The organism is Ilumatobacteraceae bacterium (assembly GCA_033344875.1).
In the GTDB taxonomy this organism is placed as follows: domain Bacteria; phylum Actinomycetota; class Acidimicrobiia; order Acidimicrobiales; family Ilumatobacteraceae; genus Ilumatobacter.
The window spans coordinates 1,816,938-1,841,759 of sequence record JAWPMO010000001.1 but is presented as its reverse complement, the minus strand read 5'-3'; the positions used below and the strand labels follow the sequence as shown (position 1 = coordinate 1,841,759).

Below are 24,822 nucleotides of genomic sequence, written 5' to 3'. Positions count from 1 at the left end.
ACATTCTCACCGATCTCTCACGTGATTCTGGTGTACTCGTACTCGTGCAGGTGCTGTTGGCAGAAGACGACCGGGCCGTTCGGGAGTCGCTGGTGCGCGCGCTCACCCTCGAGGGCCACGAGGTCACGGCGGTCACGAACGGCGCGCAGGCGCTCGAACACCTCCGTTCACGGCCGGTCGAGATCGTCCTGCTCGATGTGTCGATGCCGGTCATCGACGGGCTGACGGCTTGCCGTGTGCTGCGCTCCGAAGGCAACGACGTGCCGATCCTGATGCTGACCGCCCGCACCGAGACGAGCGACCGCGTCGCCGGCCTCGACGCGGGAGCCGATGACTACGTCCCCAAGCCGTTCGATCTCGCCGAACTGTTCGCCAGGATGCGCGCGCTGTCGCGGCGCCGGACCGGAACAGCGAACGACGACGACGCCAACCTCGAACTCGCCGACCTCCGCCTCGACCTCGCCGGGCGTCGCGCCAGCCGCGCGGGCACCGAGATCGAACTCAGCAAGACCGAGTTCGACCTGCTCGAGTTGCTGGTCCGCAATGCCGGCGTCGTGCTCGACCACTCGACGATCTACGAGCGGATCTGGAACTACGACTTCGGCCCTGATTCGAAGAACCTGGCGGTCTACATCGGCTATCTCCGTCGCAAGACCGAGACCGACGGTGCCGAACGGCTGATCCACACCGTTCGTGGTGTCGGGTACGTCGCTCGAGCGGACCCCGCATGAGTCTCCGCTGGAAGTTCGCGCTGGCGTTGGCGGCGATCGTCGCGACCACCGCCGTCGCGTTCGGCACCGTCAGCTACCGGTCGACCAGCGATCGACTGTTCGCCGAGATCGATCGATCGCTCCTGAGCATCGACGGCCGCCTGCTCGGCCAGCAGGGTGTGCCGGACCGCGGGCCGCTGGTCGGGTTCGATGCGCAGATCGTCCTGCTCGACGGGACGATCACCGGCACCACCTTCCCGAGCCCGCTCCCGATCTCGGAGCCCGACAGCCGTGTCCTCGGGCGCCGCGGTGTCAGCCGCTTCTCCACGGTCGAGACCGCCGATGGCACCTATCGGGTTCGCACGATCGGCGTGTCGCGAGGGGCGGTCCAGGTCGGACGGTCGCTCGACGAAACGGAACGGATCCTCGACAGTCTCCGCCGGAGAACCCTGCTGATCGCTGGGCTGGTCTCGGCCGCCGCCATCGCACTCGGACTGTGGATCTCCGGACGTGCGACCGCCTCGCTGCGGCGCCTCACCGCGGCGGCGGAACACGTCGAGAGCACCGGGCGACTCGACGTCGCCGTCGGGGAGGAGGGCGGCGACGAGGTCGGTCGGCTCGGCGTCGCGTTCGACCGGATGCTGGCCGCACTCGCCCGATCGAAGGACGAGCAGCGCCGTCTCGTGCAGGACGCCGGGCACGAACTCCGCACCCCGCTGACCAGCTTGCGCACCAACCTCGACACCCTGCGTCGGTACCCCGACCTCTCCGATGCCGACCGGCGGGCGATCGTCGACGACCTGCACGCCGAGACCCAGGAGTTGACCTCGCTCGTCGACGAGGTGGTCGCGGTGGCGGTCGGCGGCGCCCGCGACGAGCCGGCGACGTCGTTCGATCTGGTCGACGTGGTCACGGAGCAGGCCGACCGGTACGCCCGTCGGACCGATCGTGTCATCGAGGTCGACGGAGCATCGGATGTCGTCACCGCGCACCGTTCGGCGGTGCAACGAGCGGTTTCCTGCCTGCTCGAGAACGCGACCAAGTTCGACACCACGGGCGGCCCGATCGTGGTCACCGTCGGCGACGACACCGTCACCGTGCTCGACCGCGGCACCGGGATCCCCGAGGCCGACCTCGACAGGGTGTTCGATCGGTTCCACCGGTCCGATGCGGCCCGAGCGATGTCCGGGTCGGGGCTCGGGCTGTCGATCGTGCGTGAGGTGGCACAGCATCACGGTGGCGATGCGTTCGCCTCCAACCGTCCCGGCGGCGGGGCAGCGGTCGGGTTTCGGCTCGGTCGCCTCCCGCCTCCGACCGCCGAGTAGCCGGGTCGGCCGGGTTCTTACCCGGCTCTCAACTCGCTCCGGTTTCGTTCACACCGAGGGTCGTCATCGTTGTTCTCGTCAGACGTACCCCGAAAGGAACCACCATGAACGACACCCCGACTCCCACCACCGACACCTCGACCTCAGGGTCGAAGCGTTCCACCACGATCGGCGTCGCCGCCGGTCTGCTCGCCGGCGGCGCGATCGGCCTCGTCGCCACCGTGCCGTCGCTGACGAGCGCAGCATCGGACGACGGTGCCGATGCCGTGGTCGTCCTCCAGGACGACACCGACGAGAACACCGACGAAAACACCGACGAGACGACCGACACGGCCGACGAGCGGCCCGAGCTCGGCGATCGGCTGCGCGAGAGCTTGCAGGACCTGGTCGACGACGGCACGATCACCGAGGCGCAGGCCGACACCGTCGCCGAGCACCTCGTCGAGAACCGGCCCGAGCGCAGCGAGCGCCCCGGCCGCACACACCGGCGTGGCCTCGACGGGCACCGTGGTGACGGGGCCGTGCTGGCCGACATCCTCGGTGTCGACACCGACACGCTGCGCTCCGAGCTCGCCGCCGGCAACTCGATCGCCGACATCGCCGAGGCCAACGGCGTCGACGTCCAAGCGGTGATCGACGCCCTGATCGCCGACGCCGAGAGCCACGTCGACATGGCGGTCGATCACGGGCTCGACGAGGAGCGGGCCGCCGAACGCCTCGAGCGCCTCGCCGAGCGGATCGAGGACGGCGTCTACCGCACCCGCGGTAACGACGGCTGACGTCACCGACTGTCACCCCCCACCTCGTGCGCCCCTTCGGGGGCGCACGAGCGCGTCCGGGGCGTGATTCGACGACGTGCCCGTATGGTGGCGACGTGATCTGCGTCGACGTGGCGAAGGTGGGCATCGCCCAGCCCGACAAGGTGCTGTTCGACGATCTCTCGCTCACCGTCTCGACCGGCGATCGGGTCGCGATCGTCGGCGTAAACGGTTCCGGGAAGTCGACGCTCATGCGCATCCTCGCCGGGACGCAGACGCCCGACGAGGGCGACGTCAGGTTCGGCCGAGGCGTTCGGATCGCGTCGCTCGACCAGGATCCGCAACTGCCTCCCGGCACGGTCGCCGAGTATCTGGGCGACTCGTGGGAGCTCGCAGCCGTCGCGACGTCACTCGGCGTGCAGCCGCTCCTGTCACGTCGAACCGATCAGCTCTCCGGCGGTCAGGCCAAGCGGGTGGCACTCGCCCACGCGCTCGTCGGTGAGTTCGACATGATCCTGCTCGACGAGCCCACCAACCATCTGGATCTCGAAGCGATCGAATGGCTCGAGGGTCGACTTGCCGGCACCAGCGCAGCGCTCGTGATGATCACGCACGACCGGCACCTCATGGACCGGCTCACGACGGCACGGGGGAGCGGTCGGATCGTCGAGATCGAACGCGGGACCGGCTACATCCACCGGGCCGACGCCGGAACGAGTGCCTATGCGACATATCTCGCGGGGCGTGCGGCTCGCCACGAGCAGGCGGCGAGCGAGGAGTCGACCCGCAAGATCCTCGCCCGCCGCGAACTCGAGTGGCTCCAGCGCGGCGCTCAGGCCCGATCGACCAAGCCGAAGGCGCGCCTCCGGTCGGCGCGCGAGATCGTCTCGGGTGGCCCGGAGGCGACCGGGGTGCGCGGCGACGACCTGCTGCTCGACATGGGCTCGACCCGGCTCGGTAACCAGGTGGTCGAGCTCGTCGACGTCGCCCAGGCCTACGGCGACGCGACCGTGTTCGAACACGTCGACCTGCTCATCGAGCCGGGAGCGCGGCTGGGCGTGGTCGGACCGAACGGCTCCGGCAAGTCGACGTTGCTCGACATCATCGCCGGGCGTCGCGAACCGGTGTCCGGCACGGTCCAGGTGGGCTCGACGGTCGTGACCGGGTACGCCGATCAGCAGACGTCGATGCTCGATCCCGACGCCATCGTCCGCAAGCTGGTGGCCGGGCCGCTGCGAGAGCCCGACTGGGAAGACCGGGCGCTGCTCCAACGATTCTGGTTCGATTCGACCGCACAGTTCGCCCCCGTCAGGATGCTCTCCGGAGGCGAGCGTCGGCGTCTCCAGCTGGTGATGGTGCTCGCCACTAAGCCGAACCTGCTCGTGCTCGACGAACCGACCAACGACCTCGATCTCGACACGTTGCGAGCGCTCGAGGACTTCCTCGACGACTGGCCGGGCGCGCTCGTCGTCGCGAGCCACGACCGCACGTTCCTCGATCGCACGGTCGACCATGTGCTCGCGATCGACCCGGGCGGTGACCTCCGACGCGTGGCCGGCGGGGTCCAGGGCTGGCTGTCGAGTCGCTCGACGCCGACCGCACCCACACCGAAACCGGCCAAGGCAGCCCCGTCGACGCCGCGGGCCAGGAAGGAACGCCCGGCCAGCCAGTACACACTCGGCCGTCAGATTCGTGACACCGAGCAGTCGATGACCAAGGCGCAGCGTCAGGTCGATCGACTGAACGAGCAGCTTCTGGACACGACCGACCACGAGCGGCTGGCGTCACTCGGCGCCGAGCTCGCGACCGCTCAGGCCGAGCTGTCCGAACTCGAGGAGCGCTGGCTCGAGCTCTCCGAGGAACAATCCGGCTGAGGCACTCGCGGTACGTTGCCGGGATGGGTTCGCAACGTGCCGAGATCGGGATGTGCTTCGATCGGACGTTTCCGGCGGCCGAGGTGGGGGAGTACGCCCGCCGGCTGGAGGCCGCCGGCGTCGAACAGCTCTGGCTCATCGAGGACTGCTTCTTCACCGCCGGTGTCAGCTTGGCGGCCACGGCGTTGGCCGTGACCGGGCAGCTGCAGGTCGGGATCGGGATCCTGCCGGCGGTCGCCCGCAACCCGGCTGTGACCGCGATGGAGATCGCGACACTCGCGAACCTCGCGCCCGGACGGTTCCACCCGGGGATCGGTCACGGTGTGCAGGAGTGGATGGCACAGATGGGCGCGCGTCCCCCGTCACCCCTGACGACGCTCGACGAGACCATCACCGTCGTCAAGCGACTGCTCGGCGGTGACGAGGTCACGTTCGACGGCCGCCACGTGCAGCTCGATCGGGTCCGGCTCGACCAGCCGCCGAGCGACGTCCCGCGGATCGTCGCCGGGGTGCAGCAGCAGAGGTCACTCGCGCTCGCCGGACGGGTCGCCGACGGCGTGATCCTCGTCGAGGGGGCCGGCCCGACCTACGTCGACTGGTCGCTCGGCCACGCGGCCAGGCGCCCCGACGATTTCCACGTCGTGACGTTCACGATGCTGGCGGTCGAGCACGATCGCCGGACCGCGTACGGTCACGTGGCGCCCTTCGTCGCCGGTCTGATCGCCGAGCGACGTCCGGCGTTCACGGTGTTGCCGTTCTTCGACGAGATGGTCGAGCGGGTGGCCGACGGCGGAGCGACGGCGCTGCTCGACATGCCGAGCGACTACTGGCGCGAGATCGGAGCCGTCGGCACGATCGACGACGCGTTCGAACACATCGCCGCGCTCGAGGCGGCCGGCGTGAGCAGCATCAACATCTTCCCGGGCGACCGGATCGACGTGGCCCGGGCCCAACTCGGCGACGTCGCGGCGCTGGCACTCCGCTGAGCCCGATCAGAGCCCGGCGTACCAGTCGTATCCGCGTTCTGCCCAGTAGTCGGGTGCGCGGTCTCGGCGGTACCGGATCGTCTTGATGCGCTTGATCGTCTTGATGCCGTACTTGTTCGGCGTCGCGAGCCGGAGTGGGGCGCCGTGGTCCTGATCGAGCGGCGCCCCGTTCTGCTCGAGCGCCAGCATCGTCTGCGGGTGGAGGATCGCATCGAGGTCCCAACCGACGTAGTACTCGCCGTCGGGTGTCTCCATGCCGACGTAGCTCGCGTCGCCGATGCGGTCGGCGTACGGCTCGTGGAAGTCGCGGAACCGGGCACCTCGCCAGTGGGTGATGTTCGACCAGCCCTCGATGCACTTGTGTTCGATCACCAAGTCGCTCTGCGGGAGGTCGCGGAAGTGATCGAGCGGGAGCTCGTCGAGCAACTCACCGTCGGGGCCCTCGACACGTACGGTGTAGCCGGCGAGTGCGATCTCGCTGCGGATGCCGACCCGACCGTTGACCTGGATCGGCGACGCATCGGCGATGTCATACTCGGGCGCCGAGCGACCCTGGAAGTTCGACCAGATCTGCTCGTTGGCCTCGAGCGTGTTGCGGAGGATGCCGGGGATCCGATCGACGGGATCCGACTTGGTCTGCACGTAGTTCCAGAACAGCCCGGCGGCGATGACGCCGGCGCCGCCCGTCAGGAACGAGCGGCGCGACTTGCGTCGGAACTCGTCGAGCGGGATCGCCGGGCCGCTGCGGGCCTGGGCTCGGAGCTCGGCGGCGCGGTCGTCGGTGGGTTGTTCGTGCCGGTCGTCGCTCATGACGCGACCTCCTCGTTCGATTCGGGCTGCTCGATCTCGTAGCCGGTGACCATCGCCCGGAAGTTGCCCCACCCCGCCCGGAGCACCTGGAGGAGGTGGACGACGAAGAACAGCAGGATGCCGATCGTCATCGAGAAGTGGATCAGCCGGGCACCCTGGTAGCCGCCGAACAGCAACGGCAGCGGGTACAGCTGCGTCGGCTTGTAGATCGCGAACCCGCTGACCACGACGATCGCCGCCATCGCCAGGACCACCGTGTAGGCGATGCGCTGGGCGGCGTTATAGCGGCCCTGCGGCGGCGCATCGGCCTTGAGGTGCAGGTCGTGCAGCACGACGTCCTTCGCCTCGGCGGCCGACCGGCGGTCGGGGAAGATGTGGCGCCACTCGCCGCTGACGGCCAGGTAGATCGTGTAGGCGAGCCCGTTGATCACGAACAGCCAGGCGAAGGAGAAGTGGAACGCCATGCCGCGGGCGAGGTGGCGGTCGAGATCGAGCCGTTCGTAGACGACCTCGGGGAAGAACGCGAACCACTGCCAGCTCCCGACGCCGAACGCGTAGACATCCTCGGCCCAATAGATGCGCAGGCCGCTCCAGATCATCACCGCCAACAGCGGGAAGTTGATCCAGTGGAGCCACCGGATCGCACGGGGGTGCTTGAGTCGAGCCACCGCTCGTGGCTCGGCGACCTCCGGAGGAGCGTCTTCGTCGATCGACATGCAGGTCAACCTAGGTGGGATCGATCGGGCCCGCAGTCGCATGCCGCGGTGTTCGGACTTCGTTGCGTCCGGGTTTCGTGTTTGGACAGATCCGGGTCTGAAGCGGTGCGACACCCCGTCCCTAGGATGGGTCGACGATGTCGGATCAGCCAGACCTCTTCACGGACGACCCGTTCGCCGACGCCGTCGGCGATGTCGGACCCAATCCGTTCACCGAAGGCCTCAACCCCGACCAGCTCGATGCGGTCGTGCACACCGAGGGTCCGCTCCTCGTCGTGGCCGGCGCCGGGTCGGGCAAGACACGTGTCCTGACCCATCGGATCGCCTACCTGATCGACCGGGGCGTGCGCCCCACCAGCATCCTGGCGATCACGTTCACCAACAAGGCCGCGGCCGAGATGCGAGATCGCGTCGGGTCGCTGGTGGGGCCCGTGGTGCGGTCGATGTGGGTGTCGACGTTCCACTCGGCGTGCGTGCGCATCCTGCGCCGCGACGGCGAGGCGATCGGCTACCCGCGCACGTTCTCGATCTACGACCAGGCCGACGCCGTCCGGCTGACGGGGTACGTCATCCGCGACCTCGGTCTCGACAGCAAGCGGTTCCCGCCGCGCGGCGTCCAGGGCCAGATCTCGCTCTGGAAGAACGAACTCGTCGATCCCGACCGGGCCGCGGAGCAGGCGAACGACATCTTCGCCCGCAAGCAGGCCGACGTGTACGCCGAGTACCAGACCCGCCTGCTGAAGGCCGGCGCGATGGACTTCGACGACCTGCTCCTCAACGTCGTGCGGCTCTTCCGCGAGCACCCCGAGGTGCTCGACCACTACCGCCAACGCTTCGAGCACATCCTCGTCGACGAATACCAAGACACGAACCAGGCGCAGAACGAGATCGTGCTGATGCTCGCCGGCGGTCACCAGAACGTCTGCGTCGTCGGTGACACCGATCAGTCGGTCTACAAGTTCCGCGGTGCCGACTTCCGCAACATCATGCAGTTCGAAGATGCCTTCGACGAGGTGACCACGATCGTGCTCGATCAGAACTACCGGTCGACGCAGACGATCCTCGATGCCGCCAACGCGGTGATCGAGCACAACCAGGAACGCAAACCCAAGTCGCTCTGGACCGACACGGGCGACGGCGAACGGATCATCCGCTACCACGCCGAAGACGAGGGCGACGAGTCGATGTGGGTCGCCGGCACCGCCCAGCAACTCCACAGCGACGACGCCGTCAACTGGCGCGAGATGGCGGTGCTGTATCGCACCAATGCCCAGGCGCGGGTCATCGAAGAAGCGTTCATGCGGTCGGGTGTGCCGTACAAGGTGGTCGGCGGCACCCGGTTCTACGACCGTCGCGAGGTCAAGGACGCGATGGCCTACCTCCGCTCGGTCATCAACCCGCTCGACGAGGTCAGCGTGAAGCGGATCATCAACGTCCCCAAGCGCGGGATCGGCGACACGAGCATCGGTCGAATCGACGCGTACGCACGCGAGATGGCGGTGCCGTTCACCGAGGCGCTCCGGCACGCCGACGAAGCCGGCGTCAGCGGCCCGGCCCAGCGCGGCATCGGTGCGTTCGTCGAACTGCTCGACCGGCTCAACGCCATGGTGGGGGGTGAGGGCGTGGGCCCGGGCGATCTGCTGCAGGCGGTCATCGACGAATCGGGGTATCTGGGCGAACTCGAGGCCGAGGACACGGTCGAGGCCCACGGTCGGATCGAGAACCTCGGCGAGCTCGTCGGCTCGGCGCGAGAGTTCACGGTGCTCGACGAGTTCCTCGAGCAGGTGTCGCTCGTCGCCGACACCGACGATCTCGACGACGACGATCAGGTCGTGCTGATGACGCTCCACTCGGCGAAGGGGCTCGAGTTCCCGGTCGTGTTCGTCATCGGTGTCGAAGAGGGCATCTTCCCGCACAACCGGGCGCTCACCGAGCCCACCGAGATGGAGGAGGAGCGGCGGCTCGCCTATGTCGGGATCACGCGAGCGATGCGGCGGCTGTTCGTCACGCATGCATGGAGTCGGATGCTGTACGGCAACACGCAGTACAACCCGCCGTCCCGGTTCCTCGACGAGATCCCCGAGGCGCTGATCGAATCGAAGGGCAACACCAGCGGGCGGTCGTCGTACGGTCGCCAGAGCTACCGACATCGCGACGAGCGCGCCTACGACCCGCCGCCGTACCGCCGTCGCGACGGCGGCGGTACATCGAGGGCCGACGACCACGATGCGCACCGCGATCGTGTCGTCGATGCGGCGATGCGGGCCGGCAACACCCCCCAGCCGTCCAACTCGCAGGACATCGGGCTCAAGGTGGGCGACGACGTGGCGCACCCGGCCTTCGGTGAGGGTGTGATCATCGACATCTCTGGCGCGGGTGAGAAGGCCGAGGCGGTCATCAATTTCTCCGGCGTCGGTCAGAAGCACCTGGCGCTCGCCTGGGCGCCCCTGAAGAAGCTCTGACCGCGTCGATCGCCGGCGGTTCGTACGGGCAAGACATCATCAAGAGTCGCGATGTTGCTCGTGTGAGATCACTGTTATTCCGAAGAGTTCGGTATGAGTGCGGGGCCCACTCGCGGGGCGACGGAACCGAACACGGCGTGGCGCGCATCGCCCGCGCTGGCGCTCGGCGTCCGTTTCGTGGCCTTCGCCACGCCGGTGCTCGCCGCGTACCTCGCGATTCGGCTCGTCGGGTCCCGGTTGTACCGGCCCGACGGCTGGTGGGGACTCGCACTGTGGATCCTGCAGGCCGGCGTCGTCGGAGCCGTGGTCTCGAATGCCGTCGGGCGCGTGACGAGGCGCCTCCTCCCGCTGGCGACGCTGCTGCGGCTCACGCTGATCTTCCCCGACCAGGCGCCGTCGCGATTCGGTGTCGCGCTGCGCTCGGGGACCGTCCGCCAGATGCGTCAGCGGGCTCGAGAACTCGAACAGCACGGGCTCGGCGCCACCGCCGCCGAAGCGGCCGAGAACGCGATCGTGCTCGTGAACGGCCTCGGTCGGCACGACCGGCTCACCCGTGGGCACACCGAACGAGTGCGCGCCTACGCGGATCTGATCGCCGATGAGATGGGGCTCTCCGAGTCCGATCGCAACTGGCTCGCCTGGGGCGTCCTGCTGCACGACGTCGGCAAGATGACGGTGCCGCCGGAGGTACTCAACAAGGCGGAGAAGCTGACCGACGACGAGTGGCAGGTGCTCAAGAACCACCCGGCGGCCGGCGCCGAGATGCTGCGACCCCTGGAGCCGTGGCTGGGTGACTGGGTGCGCGCTGCGGGCGAGCACCACGAACGATGGGACGGCCGCGGCTATCCCGACGGGCTGCACGAGCACGAGATCTCGCTCGCCGGTCGCATCACCGCGGTCGCCGATGCCTACGACGTGATCACGTCGAAGCGCTCGTACAAGGAGCCGATGTCGGCCGAGGCCGCACGTCAGGAGCTGGTCGACTGCTCGGGAACGCAGTTCGACCCGGTCGTGGTCCGTGCGATGCTCGCCGCTTCGATCGGTCGCCGCCCGGCGATCGGCTCGCTGGCGTGGCTGACCGAGATCCCGGTGGTCCGTGGCGCGGTCGCCGTCGGCGCCACGCCCGTCGCCGGGGTGGTCGGCACCGCCGCGTTCACGACCGCCGCCCTGCTCGGCCTCGGCGACGATAGCTCCGCCCGCCGGGCCGCGTTCGCCTCGGAGCTCCAGGCGTTCTCCAACGGACAGATCGCTGCCGTCGAGATGGTGGCCGAGCCCGACGCGGGCGGTGCCACCGCGTCGACCGCACCTGCGGACGTCCGCGTGCCGACGTCGACCATCCCGGCGGCCGATCCCTCCGTGCCGCCACCGACGACGTCGACCGCGCCGACGACCGGGCCGACGGCCGATCCGACCGAGGTCGCGCCAACGGATCCGCCGGTGGTCGGACCGTCCGGCACGACCGTCCCGCCGGTGACGGTCCCGCCGGTGACCGTGCCGCCGGTGGTCGTGCCGGCGACGACGGTTCCGTCGGGTCCGATTCCCACCACCACGGTGCCGGCGACGACCGTGCCGTCCGTGACCGTGCCGTCCGTGACCGTGCCGTCCGTGACCGTGCCGTCCGTGACCGTGCCGTCCGTGACCGTGCCGTCCGTGACGGTGGTGCCGTCGGTCAGCACGCCAGAGCTCACGGTTCCGTCGATCTCCACGCCGCTGGTGACGACACCGCCGATCGCGGTTCCGTCGATCACCACACCCCCGATCACCACACCGTCGATCACCACGCCGCCCGTCTCGACCCCGCTCCTGACGGTCCCCGACCTGACGACGCCGGAGATCACGTTGCCGCTCCCGCCACTCGGCGGGCTGTTCGGTTAGGCCGCGTCGGCGCTAAGGAACGCTCGCAGCACCGCGGCGCCCTGCGCCGGGTCCTGCATCATCCACCAGTGACCGAGGCCCTCGAGCTCGGCGGTCGCGGCACCCCACTTCTGCGCCACCCGACGCGCCATCTCCGGGCCCCCGGTGAAGTGGTCCTCGTGGGGGATCACGACGAGCGCGGCGGGACGATCGGAGAGCTCGGCGAACTGGTCGCCCCAGAGTTGCATCTTGGGCTGCACCGCAGACCGATAGAGCGACAGGATGCACGAACCCATCGTCTCGTCGTTGGCGGCAGCACACGACCTCGCCGCCGCCTCGGACATGCCGGCGTCGACCATCAACGGCGCCCGCTCGTCGACCGGCATCGCTGCCATCGCCTGGACGAACGCCTCGCCGTCACCCTGGGTCTGCCAGACCTGCGCCAGGTCGTGCCACTCGTACTTGCGATCGGACGTGCCGGCGATGTCGGTGACCAGCCGGCGGACGAGATCGGGCCGAGCGGTGGCGGCACGGAGCGCGTGGCCGCCGCCCCAGTCGTGGCCGATCAGGTCGACCGGGCCATCGAGGTGTTCGAGCTCGCCGACGAGCCAGTCGCGGTAGGCATCCGACGTCGCCTCGAAGCCGTCCGGAACGGGCGCGCCGAAGCCGGGCGGCGAGAGTGTCACGACGTCGTCGCGTCCGAACTCGTCGAGCAGCGGATCCCAGATCGCGGATGTCTCCGGTACCCCGTGGACGAAGACGACGGTCATGACACGAGCTCCAGCAGATCGGCGCGGTTCGGGCCAGGTGGCGGTGCGGTCGAGACCCGGTCGGCGCACGCCATCACCCGATCGAGGAAGCCGGGACGGGCCATGACCTCGTCGCCGGTGGCGTAGCAGCTGAACACCTCGGCGAACCCGCGGGTGATCACGGGATCGAGGAGCACGGACCCCTGCATCACGTCGGCGATCCTCTCGGCGTCGTTCGGCGTCGGCGTGCCGCCGTCGCGGTAGATCCGCATCTCGCGGACCCGACGCCGGTCGGTCTGCACGGTGGCATCGTGCCACGGTGTGATCTCGGCGGCCGACCGCTCGTGGAACGCGAGCGACAGTGCGTGCGGGTCGTCGAGGTGCTCCGCGACGCACGCCCGCATCACCTCCGTGTGCATCAGGCCGAGGCTGATGCCCCGCCCGAGCGACGGGTTGGTGCACGAACTGGCGTCGCCGACGGTGAGGATGCCCGTCGCCACCGGTTGTCCGTCGACGACGAACTCGCGGTGCCGGTCGACGACGCCGGCCATCGAACGAATCTCGGTGATCGGCTCACCGTCGATCCAGTGGGCGTGTGCCGGGCATGCCCGAACGACCCGTTCGTAGACCTCGGGGTCGCGGAACGCCCGGAGCTCCTTGTCGTCGGACAGGCCGTACAGCGTGACCGACCAGGTGTCGTTGTCGGCCGGCAGCGTGAGGATCGAGAAGCTGCCGTACGGGGCGAGCATGCCGCCCATGATGGCGGGCATCGCTCCCGGCGACCTGAAGTAGCGGCCGTAGTAGGCGAAACCGCTGTCTTCCACGTGGTCGACCGGAGCGGCGGCGCCGATCTCGGCCAACCAATCCGGCGTGGGGGAGCGGCGACCCGTGGCGTCGACGACGAGGTCGGCGGCCAGATGATCGCCCGACTGCAGACGCACTCCGGTCACGTGGGGCGGGAGCCCGTCGGTCGTGTCGGCGAGCAGGCCGGCGATCGCCTCCCCACGACGAACCGTGACGCCGGGGTGGGCGTCGGCGGCACCCGCCATCGCCCACTCGATCGTGCTGCGCCGCCCGGTGACCAGGTCGAACCGGTCGTCGGCGGGGGTGATCTCGGCGTCGGGCATCATGCCGAGCAGGTACTTGACGAGGTTGAACCGGAAGCCGCCGTGATCGACGAGCGACCGGTGCACGTCGGGCAGCTGCTCGCGGAGGATCGACGTACCGCGGGCGAGGAGGAAGTGGGCGAGTCCGAACTGGGCGACGCTGCGGCGCTCCCAGTCGGTGAAGGCGCCGTCGGTGTCGGGCGGGGGCGGTGCGCCGTCCCGTTCGACCACGGTGACCTCGTGGCCGTCGTCGGCGAGCATCATCGCCGCCGCCATCCCACACATCCCGCCACCGGCGACCACAATCTTTCCCATGGAAAGACCGTAGTCGATGGGGACGGTCGTGTTGACCGTGGATGTCGGGCGGGTCACCAGGTCACGTCGTGGCAGCCCTCGTGGGTGTCGGGCTCGACCTGGAACGTGCCGTGCTGCACGTGGTGGCGTTCGGCCAAGAGCTCGCGGGCCCGGTCGAGGATCGCATGGTGGTCGGCGCCGGCGCTGGCCACCAGGTGGGCGGACGCGGCATCCATCTCGGACGTGAGCGTCCAGACGTGGAGGTCGTGCACGTCGACGACGCCGTCGATCGCGACCAGCTCGTCGGACAGCGTCTGCAGGTCGATGTGCTCGGGGGCCGCCTGCAGCAGGATGTGAACCGACTTGCGGCCGAGGCGCCAGGTGCGCGGCAGGATCCAGAGCCCGATCAGTGCGGCGACCACCGGGTCGGCCCACCCCCAACCGAACAGTTCGAGCAGTACGGCGGCGATGATCACGCCGACCGAGCCGATGGTGTCGGCGAGTACCTCGAGGTAGGCGCCCTCGACGTTGAGCGACTCCTTCGACCCCTCGCGCAGGAGTGCGAACGCGATCAGGTTCACGAGGAGCCCGAGTGTTGCGACGACGAGCATCGGTACGCCGAGCACGTCCGGTTCGTCGAAGAGTCGGCGTCCGGCCTCGATGAGTACCCACACCGCGACCGCGAACAGCAGCAGTGCGTTGACGAACGCGGCGAGGATCTCCAGGCGGTACACGCCGAACGTGTGCGATGACCCCGTGCTCCGCTGCTCGAACCGGCTCGCGAGTCGGATGGCGGCGAGTGCCATGCCCAGACCGATCACGTCGGTGAGCATGTGCCCGGCGTCGGACAGCAGTGCCAGTGACCCGGTGACGAACCCGGCGACGGCCTCGACCAGGAAGAACCCGCCGATCAGCACGAACGAGATCGTCAGTGGCCGAACGTGGCGTTGTCCGGCCCCGGCGAGCGACGGGCCGTGGCTGTGGTCGTGGCCGCCGCTCACGAGGTGCCGTGCGCGAGGTGCGCTGCCGTGATCGCGAGGATGTCGCGGACGTGGTCGTCGTCGAGCCGGTAGTGGATGTGACGCCCGTCGCGGCGGTTGCGGACGATCCCCGCGGTGCGGAGCAAGCGCAGCGCCTGCGACACCTTCGACTCGTTGGCGCCGACCCGCTCGGCGATCTCGTGAACGCACAGTTCGTCGGCGGCGGCGAGTTCGTTGAGCATCATGAGCCGTGTGGGGTCGCCGAGGAGGCGGAACAGGGCCGCACCCTCGGCGGCGGGGAGCGTCGGTGTCGATATCTGCACATATGTGAAGATATCGGGCATTCGCGCCGACCCGCGCCGAAACTTCCACCGAGGGGGCCGACGTGCTTGAATCGGAGGTGATGAAGGCAGCACTGCTCGTCGAGAGCCTCACCGGTAACACCTGGAACGCCGCGGAAATGATCGGCGACAAGCTCCAGCAGGAGCGCTGGTCGATCACCGGCATGTCCAAGGTGGGGTCGCCCGACCACTCGTCGATCCAGCGGGCCGACATCGTGCTCGTCGGCACCTGGACGCACGGACTGTTCGTCGTCGGTCAGGCCCCGTTCGCACTCGGCAACATCGCCAACCTGCCGACGATGCGTGGCAAGCGCGCGGCGTGCTTCCTCACGTTCGCGCTCAACGCCGGCAAGAGCATCGACCGCCTGACGACGGCGGTCGGCCAGACCGGTGCCGATGTGGTCGGGGGTCTCGAGATCAAGCGCAACTACCTCGATCAGCACACCGACCTGTTCGTCGAGCGGTTGCTCGGCGTCGTGCAGACCGCCTGACCGGCGGCCTCAGGGAGTCGTGCCGCGCGTGGCGCCGCGGACGTCGATGATCAGCGTCGTGCGGTCCTCGACCACCGGGAACACCCCGCTGTCGGGCGGCGACAGCTCGGTGACGTCGATCGTGCGGCCGTCGCAGTCGACGAAGTCGGACGTGCCGACGACCTGTTCGACCACACACGTCGGGTCGCGGTCGGCCGGGTACGCCCAGTAGACGCGCCAGCCGTCGGCGGGGACGTCGCCCTGGTGGTCGACCACGATCGACCTGGTGCCGATCGCGGTGCCGAGTTCGGGAAACAGCAGGGGGCCGTCGTCGGCGACGGATTCGGCGAGTGACTCGACCCGTCCGATCGTGAACACACTCGGTGCGAGCCGATCGGACGTGCCGGGTTCGCCCCCCGAGATGTACGCCGCGATCGCCCAGGTGAACCCAGCGATGGCGGCGAACACGGCGATGCCGCCGACGACGGGCATGACCGCCCTGGCGACGGGAGAGCGGAATTCTGGAAGTCGCACGGCACCAGTCTGCCGTCGTCACCGGCCGTTCGGTGCTGACGGGTTGGTCGGCGGGGCAGGGGAGCGAATAGGGTCACCTACTTGTGAAGCGCCCGTACCGAGTCGTCGTCGCGAAGCCTGGGCTCGATGGCCATGACCGCGGCGCCAAGACGATCACCCGTGCACTGCGAGATCACGGTTTCGAGGTCATCTACACGGGTCTCCACCAGACGCCCGAGCAGATCGCCGAGACCGTGCTCCAGGAAGACGCCGACGCGATCGGCCTCTCGCTCCTGTCGGGCGCCCATCTGACGCTCTTCCCGCGAGTCGTCGAGGAGCTGCGCGGTCGCGGCCTCGACGACACGCTCGTCTTCGGCGGCGGCGTGATCCCCGATGCCGATGTCCGTGCGCTCAAGGATCAGGGCATCGCCGAGATCTTCCAGCCCGGCGCCTCGCTCCGCACGATCAGCTCGTGGCTGGAAACGGCGCTCGACGAACGCAACACCGAACCCGCTCAACTCTAGGAAGGCATCCCGTGGACCTGTTCGAATACCAGGGCAAGCAGTACTTCGCCCGCTATGACATTCCGGTCAGTGCCGGCGGCCCCTCCGACACCGTCGACGAGGCGGTCGCCGCCGCCAACGGTGCCGGCTACCCCGTCGTCGTCAAGGCGCAGGTGCAGGTCGGCGGTCGCGGCAAGGCGGGCGGCATCAAGCTGGCCGACAACGAGGCCGAGGTCCGTGAGCACGCCGGCAACATCTTGGGGATGGACATCAAGGGCCACGTCGTGCGCCGCCTCTGGGTCGAGCACGCCTCCGACATCGACGAGGAGTACTACGTCAGCTTCACCCTCGACCGCAGCGCGAAGCAGCACCTCATGATGCTGTCCCGCGAGGGCGGCGTCGAGATCGAGGTCGTCGCCGAGGAGAACCCCGACGCGATCGTCAAGCTGCACATCGACCCGATCGACGGCCTGTCGGCCGAGACCGCTCGCCAGGCGTGCATCGACGCCAAACTGCCCGAGCGGGCGATCGACGGCGCGACCGACATCATCGTCAAGCTGTACCGCTGCTACGACGAGGGCGACTGCGACCTCGCCGAGATCAATCCGCTGATCCTCAAGCCGACCGGCGAGGTCCACGCGCTCGACGCCAAGGTCACGCTCGACGAGAACGCCGAGTTCCGCCATCCCGAGTGGGACGCGTTCCGCGGCCTCACCGAGATGGACGACCGCGAGAAGATGGCGGCCGAGAAGGGTCTGCAGTACATCGGCCTCGACGGCACCGTCGGCATCATCGCCAACGGCGCCGGTCTCGCCATGTCGACACTCGACGTCGTCAACCAGGTCGGTGGTTCAGCGGCCAACTTCCTCGACATCGGTGGCGGCGCCAACGCCGACGTGATGGCCGGTGCGCTCGAGGTCATCAACTCCGACGAGAAGGTGAAGAGCATCTTCATCAACATCTTCGGTGGCATCACCCGCGGCGAAGAGGTCGCCAAGGGCATCGTCGAGGCACTCGGCCGTGTCGACCTGAAGGCGCCGATCGTGATCCGTCTCGACGGCACCAACGCCGAGGAGGGCCGCCAGATCCTCCTCGACGCCGGTATCCCCGAATCCAAGCTGCGCTCCGAGCCCACGATGCTCGACGCCGCCCGAGCCGCCGTTTCGCTGGCGAACTGAACGAACGAATCGAGAAGGATCGAACGACATGGCAATCTTCGTTGACGAGAACACCAAGGTCCTGGTGCAGGGCCTGACCGGCGGCCAGGGCAAGTACCACGGCCTCCGCAACCGCGACTACGGCACCCAGATCGTCGGCGGCGTCACGCCCGGCAAGGGTGGCCAGGACGTCGAAGGCATCCCGGTCTTCGACTCGGTCGCCGAGGCGGTCGAGGCGACCGGTGCGAACGCATCGTTCGCCGCGGTGCCGCCCAAGTTCGCGTCTGGCGCGATCCTGGAGGCGGCCGAGGCGGGCATCGGTTTCGTCGTGTGCATCACCGAGGGCATCCCGGCGCAAGACGAGGCCAAGGTCTACAACCGGCTGGTGCGGGACTTCCCGAACACCCGACTCCTCGGGCCGAACTGCCCCGGCATCATCAGCCCCGGCAAGTGCAACATCGGCATCACCGCCGGCGAGATCGCACAGGAGCCATCGGCCGACGGTCCCAACGTCGGCATCGTCTCCCGGTCGGGCACGCTGACCTACCAGGCGCTCTACGAACTCAAGCAGAAGGGCATCGGCGTGTCGACGTGCGTCGGCATCGGCGGTGACCCGGTGCCCGGCACCAACTTCATCGACTGCCTCCGTGAGTTCGAGGCCGACCCCGAGACCCACGCGATCATGATGATCGGTGAGATCGGCGGCTCGGCCGAGGAGGAGGCCGCAGAGTTCATCCAGGCCAACGTCACGAAGCCGATGAGCGCCTACATCGCCGGCGTCACCGCTCCGGCCGGCAAGAAGATGGGCCATGCCGGCGCAATCGTCTCCGGCGGCAAGGGGACGGCACAGGGCAAGATGGACGCACTCGCTGCGGCCGGCGTGAAGGTGGGCCTCAACCCCACCGAGGCCGGCGAGTTGATGGCGGAGATCGTCGCCTCGCTCTGATCGAGCCCGAAAAATGCTGAACGCCCCGCGGCGATGCCGCGGGGCGTTCTCGCGTTCAGGGACTCAGGCGCTCGGGGGCGGGGGCGGCGGGGTCGCCGCCGCGTCGGCACCGTCGCTGCCGCCGCCGGGGATGTCGATCGTCTCGCTGCCCTTGCCGAGCAGCGCCATCACGGCACCCACGGCCATGGCGAGTGATCCGAGGAACATGAACCAGAAGCCGACACCCTTGTCGGCGCCGCCGAAGTCGGCGCTGATCCACGACAGCATGATGCCCGCCGCCGCGATCGCCCAGGTGCCCTTCAGCTGGGCGTGGTTGTAGGTCAGGACCTGATCGGGCAGCGAGACGCCGGCGAGCTGCAGGACGATCCACACCACCATGACCAGCCCGAGGATCGCCGGTACGGTCGTGGCGAACGCGCCGGCATCACCGTCCCAGGCCGAGACGGTGAAACTCCCGCTCTTGAAGAACGCGAAGAACGAGAACAGGACTGTCACGAGACCTCCGATTCCCATCACGAGATCGGCAACGGACACCTTCTTGGGCATGTTTCCTCCTTGATCGGTAAGAAAACCCTAGTCAGGGGGCTCGCGGTGGTGCTGACATTTCGTATGGACACTCGCCGGGGCGGCGGCTCGGTGGCTACGGTTCGATCACGTGCCGACCGCATTGCTCTCCGTGTACGACAAGACCGGCGTCGCCGAACTCGCGACCTCGCTCCACGAGCTGGGCTGGGACATCGTGTCCAGCGGCGGCACCGCCAAGGTGGTCGCGGCGGCAGGAGTTCCGGTCACCGATGTCGCCGACCTGACCGGTGTCCCGGCGATCCTCGACCACCGCGTCGTGACGCTCCACCCGAAGGTGCACGGCGGCATCCTGGCCGACCCGACGAACCCGGAGCATCGCGCCGACATGGAGGCGTACGGCATCTCGCCGATCTCGCTCGTCGTCGCCAACCTCTATCCCTTCGGCTCCGACGCCGAGGCGTTCGCCCACGGTTCGGGAGAGGCCGTCGAGATGATCGACATCGGCGGTCCGGCGATGGTGCGGGCGTCGGCCAAGAACCACGCCCACGTCGCCGTCGTCGTCGACCCGTCCGACTACGACACGGTGGTCGCCGACGTCCGCGAGCACGGCGAGATCACGCTGGCCACCCGCCGTCGCCTCGCCCGCGACGCGTTCGCGCACACCGCCGCCTACGACGCCGCCATCGTCACCTGGTTCGACCACAGCGAGCCGGAGCCCGAGCCGTTGCCGCGCACGCTGCACGTGGCGCTCGAGCGCACGGAGATCCTCCGGTACGGCGAGAACCCGCACCAGCAGGGCGCCCGCTATCGCTTCGCCGGAGCCACGAGTTGGTGGGACACGATGACCCAGCACGGTGGCAAGGCACTCAGCTACCTCAACCTCTACGACACCGAGGCCGCATGGCGGCTCGTCCACCGCTACGACGACCCGGCGTGCGTGGTCGTCAAGCACGCGAATCCGTGCGGCGGCGCGATCGGCACCGACCCCGCCGACCCGATCGCCGACGCCTACGTCAAAGCCAACGCCTGCGACCCGGTCAGCGCGTTCGGAGGGATCGTCGCCGCCAACCGCACCGTCACCCGGGCGATGGCCGAGCCGCTGTCGAGCGTCTTCACCGAAGTCGTCGTGGCGCCCGGCTTCGACGACGACGCGCTCGAGATCCTGCTCGCCAAGAAGAACATGCGGGTCATCACCGCTGCTTCCCCTTCGGAGTGGCCCTACGACCTCAAGCCGCTCGACGGCGGCTACGTGATCCAGCAGCCCGACCCGGTATCGCTCGACCGCACCGATTGGCGGGTCGTCACCGATGTGCAACCGACCGATGCCCAGTGGGACGATCTCGTGTTCGCCTGGGGTGTGTGCGCCGCGGTCACGAGCAATGCGATCGTCTACGCCAAGGATCGTCAGGCGTTCGGCATCGGGGCCGGCCAGCAGAACCGCCTCGACTCGGCCCGGATCGCCGCCGAGCGTTCCGCCGGTCGAGCGGACGGCGGTGTGTGTGCGAGCGACGCGTTCTTCCCGTTCCGCGACGGACTCGACGCAACCGCCGCAGCGGGGATCTCGGCGGTCATCCAGCCGGGCGGCAGCGTCCGCGACGACGAGGTCATCGCCGCCGCGAACGAACACGGCATCGCCATGGTCTTCACCAACCAACGCCACTTCCGCCACTGACCTGATTCCGGCTGGATCGGCCCCTGGCTGCGTTCCGCCTCGCCGCTCGTTGCCATCAGGCAACTCGGGCTCGTCGCGCCTTGCCAGGAACCGATCCAGCTCGGAATCAGGAACGGAAGGGTGGTTGCTGTGCTCGGGGGGGCTTCGGTGGTTCGCCGGCCGCGTGGTGGTGTCGGCTGGATCGGACCCTGGCTGCGTTGCGCCTCGCCGCTCGTTGCCATCAGGCAACTCGGGCTCGTCGCGCCTTGCCAGGAACCGATCCAGCTCGGAATCAGGAACGGAAGGGTGGTTGCTGTGCTCGGGGGGCTTCGGTGGTTCGCCGGCCGCGTGGCGGTGTCGGCTGGATCGGCCCCTGGCTGCGTTCCGTCTCGCCGCTCGTTGCCATCAGGCAACTCGGGCTCGTCGCGCCTTGCGAGCGCACGATTCAGCTACTCGGCCGGTTTGGCGAGGTCGGTGACGATTTCGGCGCCGGGGAGGGCGGCGAGCGACTCGGGTGACACGAGGAGCTTGCGGTCGCGTGAGCCGCCGCCGACGATCACGTTCGGCACGTCCATGATCCGGCGGTCGATCCAGATCGGGAGTTCGGCGGGCAGCCCGTACGGCGTGACGCCGCCGATCTGCATGCCGGTCATCTCGGCGGTCTCGTCGGCGGAGGCGAACGACGCCTTCTTCCGGCCCAGTCGCTTCCGCACGGCACCGTTCACGTCGAGCCGGGTCGTGGCCAGCACGAGACAGCACACGTAGATCCGTGGATCGCCCTTGCCGACCACCACGATCGCGTTCGCAGACTGGTCGAGCCCGAACCCGTAGGACTCGCAGAACGCTGCGGTGTCGGCCAGTTCCGGGTCGCACGGGACCACCTTCGGCTCGAATCCGGTCGCTCGAACGGCATCGACCACGGCATCGCTCATGGTCCCGACGATACGCACTCCGACGACCATGACCGCCGATCGACCCTCGACGGGGCGATACTGGTGCTGATGGCTGACGCCACGTTCGCTCCGACGCGCCCCCGACGCGACGCACCGAACCTGAGCAAGGTTCCCTACCTGCCCGGGCTCGATGGAATGCGCGCGCTCGCCGTGATCGCCGTGCTGATCTACCACGCCAACAGCGAGTGGCTGTCCGGCGGGTTCCTGGGCGTCGAGGTCTTCTTCGTCATCAGCGGTTATCTCATCACCTTGTTGCTGATGGCCGAGCGGGAACGGACCGGCACGGTCCGGATCGGGGCGTTCTGGATGCGTCGGGCACGACGCCTCCTCCCGGCGCTGTTCCTGATGCTGTTCCTGCTCCTGACGTACACGTGGATCTTCCGCCCCGACGAACTCGGCAAGCTGCGCGGCGACATGCTCGGCGGTCTGCTCTACGTGTCGAACTGGTATCAGATCTGGGTGGGGCAGGGGTACAGCTCGACCGGCGACTTCGCGCCGCTGCGCCACCTGTGGAGTCTCGCGGTCGAGGAGCAGTTCTACCTGGTCTGGCCGCTGGTGATGATGTTGCTGCTCCGCCGGACCGGGACCCGCAACGTCGCCCTCGTGGCCCGCTGGTTGGTCCTGGGTGCGCTCGTCGTGACGGTGCTGACCGCGCTGCTGTATCACTCGGGTCCGATCGGCGACTGTGCCGTCAACCCCGACGCCTACTGGACGCTGGGGGAGCGGTGCATCTCCAAGGGTGACGCGCTGTACCTGTCGACGATCACGCGGTCGAGTGGCCTGTTGCTCGGCGCTGCGTTCGCGATGGTGTGGCGACCGATCGCGATCATGCGCGGTCCCCTTCGCAACGCCGGCCGCCTCCTCGACCTCGTGGCGCTCATCGGGCTGGCGTTGCTCGCGTTGCTCAACTGGAAGCTGCACTTCGTGACGCCATCCGGGGCCGATGCCTGGTTGTTCCGTGGGGGGTTCCTGTGGACCTCGCTGGCGACGTTGATGGTGATCGCTGCGGTGACCCACCGGCGGACGATGACGAGTCGGGTGCTCGGCAACCCGGTGCTGGTGTGGATCGGTACCCGTTCGTACGGCCTGTACCTGTACTCGTGGCCGATCTACCAGATCATCCGCAAGGTCGCCGGCAACGTCTTGACGTTCCCGCAGTTCGTCGTGGCGATGATCGTCACGGTCGCCATCACCGAGACGTCGTACCGCTTCGTCGAGACGCCGATCCGACGCCGCGAGGTCGCGAGTTGGTGGGAGAGCCTCCGCGCCCGCCGCGACCCCGTGCCGCGGCAACTGGTCGCCGTCACGACCGTGGTGTCGCTGCTGCTCCTGGCGTTCGGTGTGCTCCGCCTCGGCCTCGCCGAACTGAAGCAGAACGACGTCGCCATCGCACTCGAGGAGGGGGCGGAGAACACGACGTCGCTCGAGGACCTGATCGGCGGCGGTGGCGACGAGGGGGCCGCCCCGGCCGATCCGACGCCGACCGCCACCACACAACCCGCCCCTGTCGAGACGGCGCCGTCCGCAGATCCCACCACGACGACCACGTCGACGACGACCACGACGACCACGTTGCCGAAAGAGCCGGTCGACTACCTCGCGATCGGTGACTCGGTGATGCTCGGGGCGGCGGGCGTGTTGAAGGAGCGGGGCTACACGGTCAACGCCGAGGTGAGCCGTCAGATGGTCGAGACCGTCGCGTTGATGGAGCAGTTGGGCGAGGCCGACGTGTTCGGCGATCCGGTCATCATCCATCTCGGCACCAACGGACCGATCACCCGCGAGACGCTCGACGCCCTGCTGGCCCCGTTGAGCCGGGTCCCCAACGTCATCATGCTCAACGTCCGAGCGAACCGGCCGTGGACCGCCGAGAACAACCGCATCCTCGCCGAGCGCGACAAGCCCGACGGCCAGGACAACATCATCCTGATCGACTGGAACTCGCTGTCGAACGAATGCCCCGGCGATTGCTTCGCGGCCGACGGTATCCATCTGACCGATGCCGGTCGGAGGTACTACGCGAACGTGATCGGCGACTGGACCGGACGCTGATCGCTCCCACCGGCTTGGCCGGTGGAACCCCCGACGACATACGATCGGCACCATGACGTCACCAGTTCGTGTTGCGGTCACCGGTGCTGCCGGTCAGATCGGCTATTCGCTCCTGTTCCGGATCGCCTCGGGTTCGATGCTCGGCCCCGACACGCCGATCGCGCTGCAGCTCCTCGAGATCACGCCGGCCCTCGGCGCGCTCGAGGGCGTGAAGATGGAGCTCGACGACTCGGCATTCCCGCTGCTCGACTCGATCACGTGCACCGACGACGCCGACGTGGCGTTCGGCGACGCCGACGTGGCGTTGCTCGTCGGTGCCATGCCCCGCAAGGACGGCATGGACCGTGCCGACCTGCTGTCGGCCAACGGAGGCATCTTCAAGCCGCAGGGCGAGGCGCTGTCGCGCTCGGCCAAGTCGGACGTCAAGGTGCTCGTGGTGGGCAACCCGGCGAACACGAACGCGCTGATCGCCATGAGCAATGCGGCCGACCTCGACCCGGGTCGCTTCACCGCGATGACCCGGCTCGATCACAACCGGGCCATGAGCCAGCTGGCCGCCAAGCTCGACGTGAGCGTCAACGACATCAAGAAGATGACCATCTGGGGCAACCACTCGAACACGCAGTACCCCGACCTGTTCCACTGCGAGGTCAACGGACGTTCGGCGTACGAGGCCGTCGGCGACCACGACTGGTACGTCGACGAGTACATCCCGACCGTCGCGACCCGTGGCGGCGCGATCATCAAGGCCCGTGGTGCCTCCTCGGCCGCATCCGCCGCCAACGCCGCGGTCGATCACATCCGTTCGTGGTCGCTCGGGACGCCCGAGGGCGACTGGGTGTCGATGGGTGTGCCGTCCGACGGCAGCTACGGCGTGCCCGAGGGCATCATCTCCAGCTTCCCCTGCGTGTGCAAGGACGGCTCGTACGAGATCGTCCAGGGTCTCGACATCGACGACTTCAGTCGCTCGAAGATCGATGCGTCCGCCGCCGAGTTGGTGGCCGAGCGTGACGCGGTGAGCGAGCTCGGCCTGATCTGACCCGCCTGTCGGCGGCCGACCGGCGAGCGCCGCTCGCCCCGCGACGGT

Annotated in this window: 23 protein-coding genes; 14 read left to right on the top strand and 9 right to left on the bottom strand. The window is 68.6% G+C overall.

Annotated elements, in window-relative coordinates:
- The first annotated feature begins 44 nt into the window (after positions 1–44).
- From R8G01_08760 to R8G01_08740, 5 genes are all read left to right on the top strand, one after another.
- Complete coding sequence (locus tag R8G01_08760) at positions 45–731, top strand: response regulator transcription factor (protein MDW3214071.1); 687 nt, start codon at positions 45–47, stop codon at positions 729–731.
- Positions 728–2,035: a HAMP domain-containing sensor histidine kinase gene (locus R8G01_08755; protein MDW3214070.1), complete on the top strand. Its 1,308-nt coding sequence runs from the start codon at positions 728–730 to the stop codon at positions 2,033–2,035. The genes R8G01_08760 and R8G01_08755 overlap by 4 nt, the downstream gene beginning before the upstream one ends.
- A 104-nt stretch (positions 2,036–2,139) precedes the next feature.
- Complete coding sequence (locus R8G01_08750; protein ID MDW3214069.1) at positions 2,140–2,814, top strand: hypothetical protein; 675 nt, start codon at positions 2,140–2,142, stop codon at positions 2,812–2,814.
- 95 nt (positions 2,815–2,909) lie between these two features.
- Positions 2,910–4,667, top strand: coding sequence for an ABC-F family ATP-binding cassette domain-containing protein (locus R8G01_08745; protein ID MDW3214068.1), 1,758 nt, complete (start codon positions 2,910–2,912; stop codon positions 4,665–4,667).
- A 23-nt stretch (positions 4,668–4,690) separates the two neighbouring features.
- On the top strand, positions 4,691–5,653 hold the full coding sequence (locus R8G01_08740; protein MDW3214067.1) for an LLM class flavin-dependent oxidoreductase: 963 nt from the start codon (positions 4,691–4,693) through the stop codon (positions 5,651–5,653).
- Between the two features lie 6 nt (positions 5,654–5,659).
- On the opposite strand, the gene R8G01_08735 is transcribed toward R8G01_08740, so the two are convergent.
- Positions 5,660–6,463: a molybdopterin-dependent oxidoreductase gene (locus R8G01_08735; protein ID MDW3214066.1), complete on the bottom strand. Its 804-nt coding sequence runs from the start codon at positions 6,461–6,463 to the stop codon at positions 5,660–5,662.
- Entirely contained in the window at positions 6,460–7,179 is a 720-nt protein-coding gene (locus tag R8G01_08730) for a cytochrome b/b6 domain-containing protein (protein ID MDW3214065.1), read from the bottom strand. The genes R8G01_08735 and R8G01_08730 overlap by 4 nt, the downstream gene beginning before the upstream one ends.
- Before the next feature lie 137 nt (positions 7,180–7,316).
- On the opposite strand from R8G01_08730, the gene pcrA reads away from it, so the two are divergent.
- Entirely contained in the window at positions 7,317–9,641 is a 2,325-nt protein-coding gene (gene pcrA, locus R8G01_08725; GenBank protein MDW3214064.1) for a DNA helicase PcrA, read from the top strand.
- Between the two features lie 93 nt (positions 9,642–9,734).
- Positions 9,735–11,516 (top strand): HD-GYP domain-containing protein, encoded by a 1,782-nt coding sequence (locus R8G01_08720; protein ID MDW3214063.1) that lies wholly within the window; start codon positions 9,735–9,737, stop codon positions 11,514–11,516.
- Here R8G01_08720 and R8G01_08715 read toward each other — a convergent pair.
- From R8G01_08715 to R8G01_08700, 4 genes are read right to left on the bottom strand one after another with little or no spacing between them, the layout of a single operon-like run.
- Positions 11,513–12,265, bottom strand: coding sequence for an alpha/beta hydrolase (locus R8G01_08715; protein MDW3214062.1), 753 nt, complete (start codon positions 12,263–12,265; stop codon positions 11,513–11,515). The two genes, R8G01_08720 and R8G01_08715, sit on opposite strands and share 4 nt — an antisense overlap.
- Entirely contained in the window at positions 12,262–13,665 is a 1,404-nt protein-coding gene (locus R8G01_08710) for an NAD(P)/FAD-dependent oxidoreductase (GenBank protein MDW3214061.1), read from the bottom strand. The genes R8G01_08715 and R8G01_08710 overlap by 4 nt, the downstream gene beginning before the upstream one ends.
- Before the next feature lie 53 nt (positions 13,666–13,718).
- The gene (locus R8G01_08705) at positions 13,719–14,645 is read right to left on the bottom strand and encodes a cation diffusion facilitator family transporter (GenBank protein MDW3214060.1); all 927 of its coding nucleotides are present in this window, start codon (positions 14,643–14,645) and stop codon (positions 13,719–13,721) included.
- Positions 14,642–14,947 carry a metalloregulator ArsR/SmtB family transcription factor gene (locus R8G01_08700; GenBank protein ID MDW3214059.1) on the bottom strand — a complete coding sequence of 102 codons (306 nt, stop codon included), beginning with the start codon at positions 14,945–14,947 and terminating at the stop codon, positions 14,642–14,644. The genes R8G01_08705 and R8G01_08700 overlap by 4 nt, the downstream gene beginning before the upstream one ends.
- A gap of 62 nt (positions 14,948–15,009) precedes the next feature.
- On the opposite strand from R8G01_08700, the gene R8G01_08695 reads away from it, so the two are divergent.
- Positions 15,010–15,456, top strand: a complete 447-nt coding sequence (locus R8G01_08695; GenBank protein MDW3214058.1) for a hypothetical protein — start codon at positions 15,010–15,012, stop codon at positions 15,454–15,456.
- Positions 15,457–15,465: 9 nt separating this feature from the next.
- Here the strand turns inward: R8G01_08695 and R8G01_08690 are convergent, their stop codons facing one another.
- Entirely contained in the window at positions 15,466–15,969 is a 504-nt protein-coding gene (locus R8G01_08690; GenBank protein ID MDW3214057.1) for a hypothetical protein, read from the bottom strand.
- 83 nt (positions 15,970–16,052) lie between these two features.
- Between R8G01_08690 and R8G01_08685 the strand changes: the two genes are divergently transcribed.
- Genes R8G01_08685 through sucD form a run of 3 tightly spaced genes read left to right on the top strand, consistent with a single transcriptional unit; the run spans position 16,053 to position 18,554 of the window.
- Positions 16,053–16,472, top strand: coding sequence for a cobalamin B12-binding domain-containing protein (locus R8G01_08685; GenBank protein MDW3214056.1), 420 nt, complete (start codon positions 16,053–16,055; stop codon positions 16,470–16,472).
- Positions 16,473–16,483: 11 nt separating this feature from the next.
- Entirely contained in the window at positions 16,484–17,629 is a 1,146-nt protein-coding gene (gene sucC, locus R8G01_08680; GenBank protein MDW3214055.1) for an ADP-forming succinate--CoA ligase subunit beta, read from the top strand.
- A gap of 28 nt (positions 17,630–17,657) precedes the next feature.
- Positions 17,658–18,554 (top strand): succinate--CoA ligase subunit alpha, encoded by an 897-nt coding sequence (sucD, locus tag R8G01_08675; protein ID MDW3214054.1) that lies wholly within the window; start codon positions 17,658–17,660, stop codon positions 18,552–18,554.
- Positions 18,555–18,617: 63 nt separating this feature from the next.
- Here sucD and R8G01_08670 read toward each other — a convergent pair whose 3' ends face one another.
- Positions 18,618–19,100 (bottom strand): hypothetical protein, encoded by a 483-nt coding sequence (locus tag R8G01_08670; GenBank protein ID MDW3214053.1) that lies wholly within the window; start codon positions 19,098–19,100, stop codon positions 18,618–18,620.
- Between the two features lie 109 nt (positions 19,101–19,209).
- Here R8G01_08670 and purH point away from each other — a divergent pair, with 109 nt between their 5' ends.
- Positions 19,210–20,751, top strand: coding sequence for a bifunctional phosphoribosylaminoimidazolecarboxamide formyltransferase/IMP cyclohydrolase (gene purH / locus R8G01_08665; protein MDW3214052.1), 1,542 nt, complete (start codon positions 19,210–19,212; stop codon positions 20,749–20,751).
- 428 nt (positions 20,752–21,179) lie between these two features.
- On the opposite strand, the gene R8G01_08660 is transcribed toward purH, so the two are convergent.
- The gene (locus R8G01_08660) at positions 21,180–21,662 is read right to left on the bottom strand and encodes a YbaK/EbsC family protein (protein ID MDW3214051.1); all 483 of its coding nucleotides are present in this window, start codon (positions 21,660–21,662) and stop codon (positions 21,180–21,182) included.
- Positions 21,663–21,731: 69 nt separating this feature from the next.
- On the opposite strand from R8G01_08660, the gene R8G01_08655 reads away from it, so the two are divergent.
- Together R8G01_08655 and R8G01_08650 are read left to right on the top strand one after the other, a co-directional pair.
- Complete coding sequence (locus R8G01_08655; protein ID MDW3214050.1) at positions 21,732–23,735, top strand: acyltransferase family protein; 2,004 nt, start codon at positions 21,732–21,734, stop codon at positions 23,733–23,735.
- A 52-nt stretch (positions 23,736–23,787) separates the two neighbouring features.
- The gene (locus R8G01_08650; GenBank protein ID MDW3214049.1) at positions 23,788–24,774 is read left to right on the top strand and encodes a malate dehydrogenase; all 987 of its coding nucleotides are present in this window, start codon (positions 23,788–23,790) and stop codon (positions 24,772–24,774) included.
- The last annotated feature ends 48 nt before the right edge of the window (positions 24,775–24,822 follow it).

Excerpts from the sequence above, each read along its gene's own strand:
- R8G01_08755 (MDW3214070.1), top strand. The coding sequence starts at position 728 with ATGAGTCTCCGCTGGAAGTTCGCGCTGGCGTTGGCGGCGATCGTCGCG.
- R8G01_08750 (MDW3214069.1), top strand. The coding sequence starts at position 2,140 with ATGAACGACACCCCGACTCCCACCACCGACACCTCGACCTCAGGGTCG.
- R8G01_08740 (MDW3214067.1), top strand. The coding sequence starts at position 4,691 with ATGGGTTCGCAACGTGCCGAGATCGGGATGTGCTTCGATCGGACGTTT.
- R8G01_08735 (MDW3214066.1), bottom strand. The coding sequence starts at position 6,463 with ATGAGCGACGACCGGCACGAACAACCCACCGACGACCGCGCCGCCGAG.
- R8G01_08730 (MDW3214065.1), bottom strand. The coding sequence starts at position 7,179 with ATGTCGATCGACGAAGACGCTCCTCCGGAGGTCGCCGAGCCACGAGCG.
- pcrA (MDW3214064.1), top strand. The coding sequence starts at position 7,317 with ATGTCGGATCAGCCAGACCTCTTCACGGACGACCCGTTCGCCGACGCC.
- R8G01_08720 (MDW3214063.1), top strand. The coding sequence starts at position 9,735 with ATGAGTGCGGGGCCCACTCGCGGGGCGACGGAACCGAACACGGCGTGG.
- R8G01_08715 (MDW3214062.1), bottom strand. The coding sequence starts at position 12,265 with ATGACCGTCGTCTTCGTCCACGGGGTACCGGAGACATCCGCGATCTGG.
- R8G01_08710 (MDW3214061.1), bottom strand. The coding sequence starts at position 13,665 with ATGGGAAAGATTGTGGTCGCCGGTGGCGGGATGTGTGGGATGGCGGCG.
- sucD (MDW3214054.1), top strand. The coding sequence starts at position 17,658 with ATGGCAATCTTCGTTGACGAGAACACCAAGGTCCTGGTGCAGGGCCTG.
- R8G01_08670 (MDW3214053.1), bottom strand. The coding sequence starts at position 19,100 with ATGCCCAAGAAGGTGTCCGTTGCCGATCTCGTGATGGGAATCGGAGGT.
- R8G01_08660 (MDW3214051.1), bottom strand. The coding sequence starts at position 21,662 with ATGAGCGATGCCGTGGTCGATGCCGTTCGAGCGACCGGATTCGAGCCG.
- R8G01_08655 (MDW3214050.1), top strand. The coding sequence starts at position 21,732 with ATGGCTGACGCCACGTTCGCTCCGACGCGCCCCCGACGCGACGCACCG.
- R8G01_08650 (MDW3214049.1), top strand. The coding sequence starts at position 23,788 with ATGACGTCACCAGTTCGTGTTGCGGTCACCGGTGCTGCCGGTCAGATC.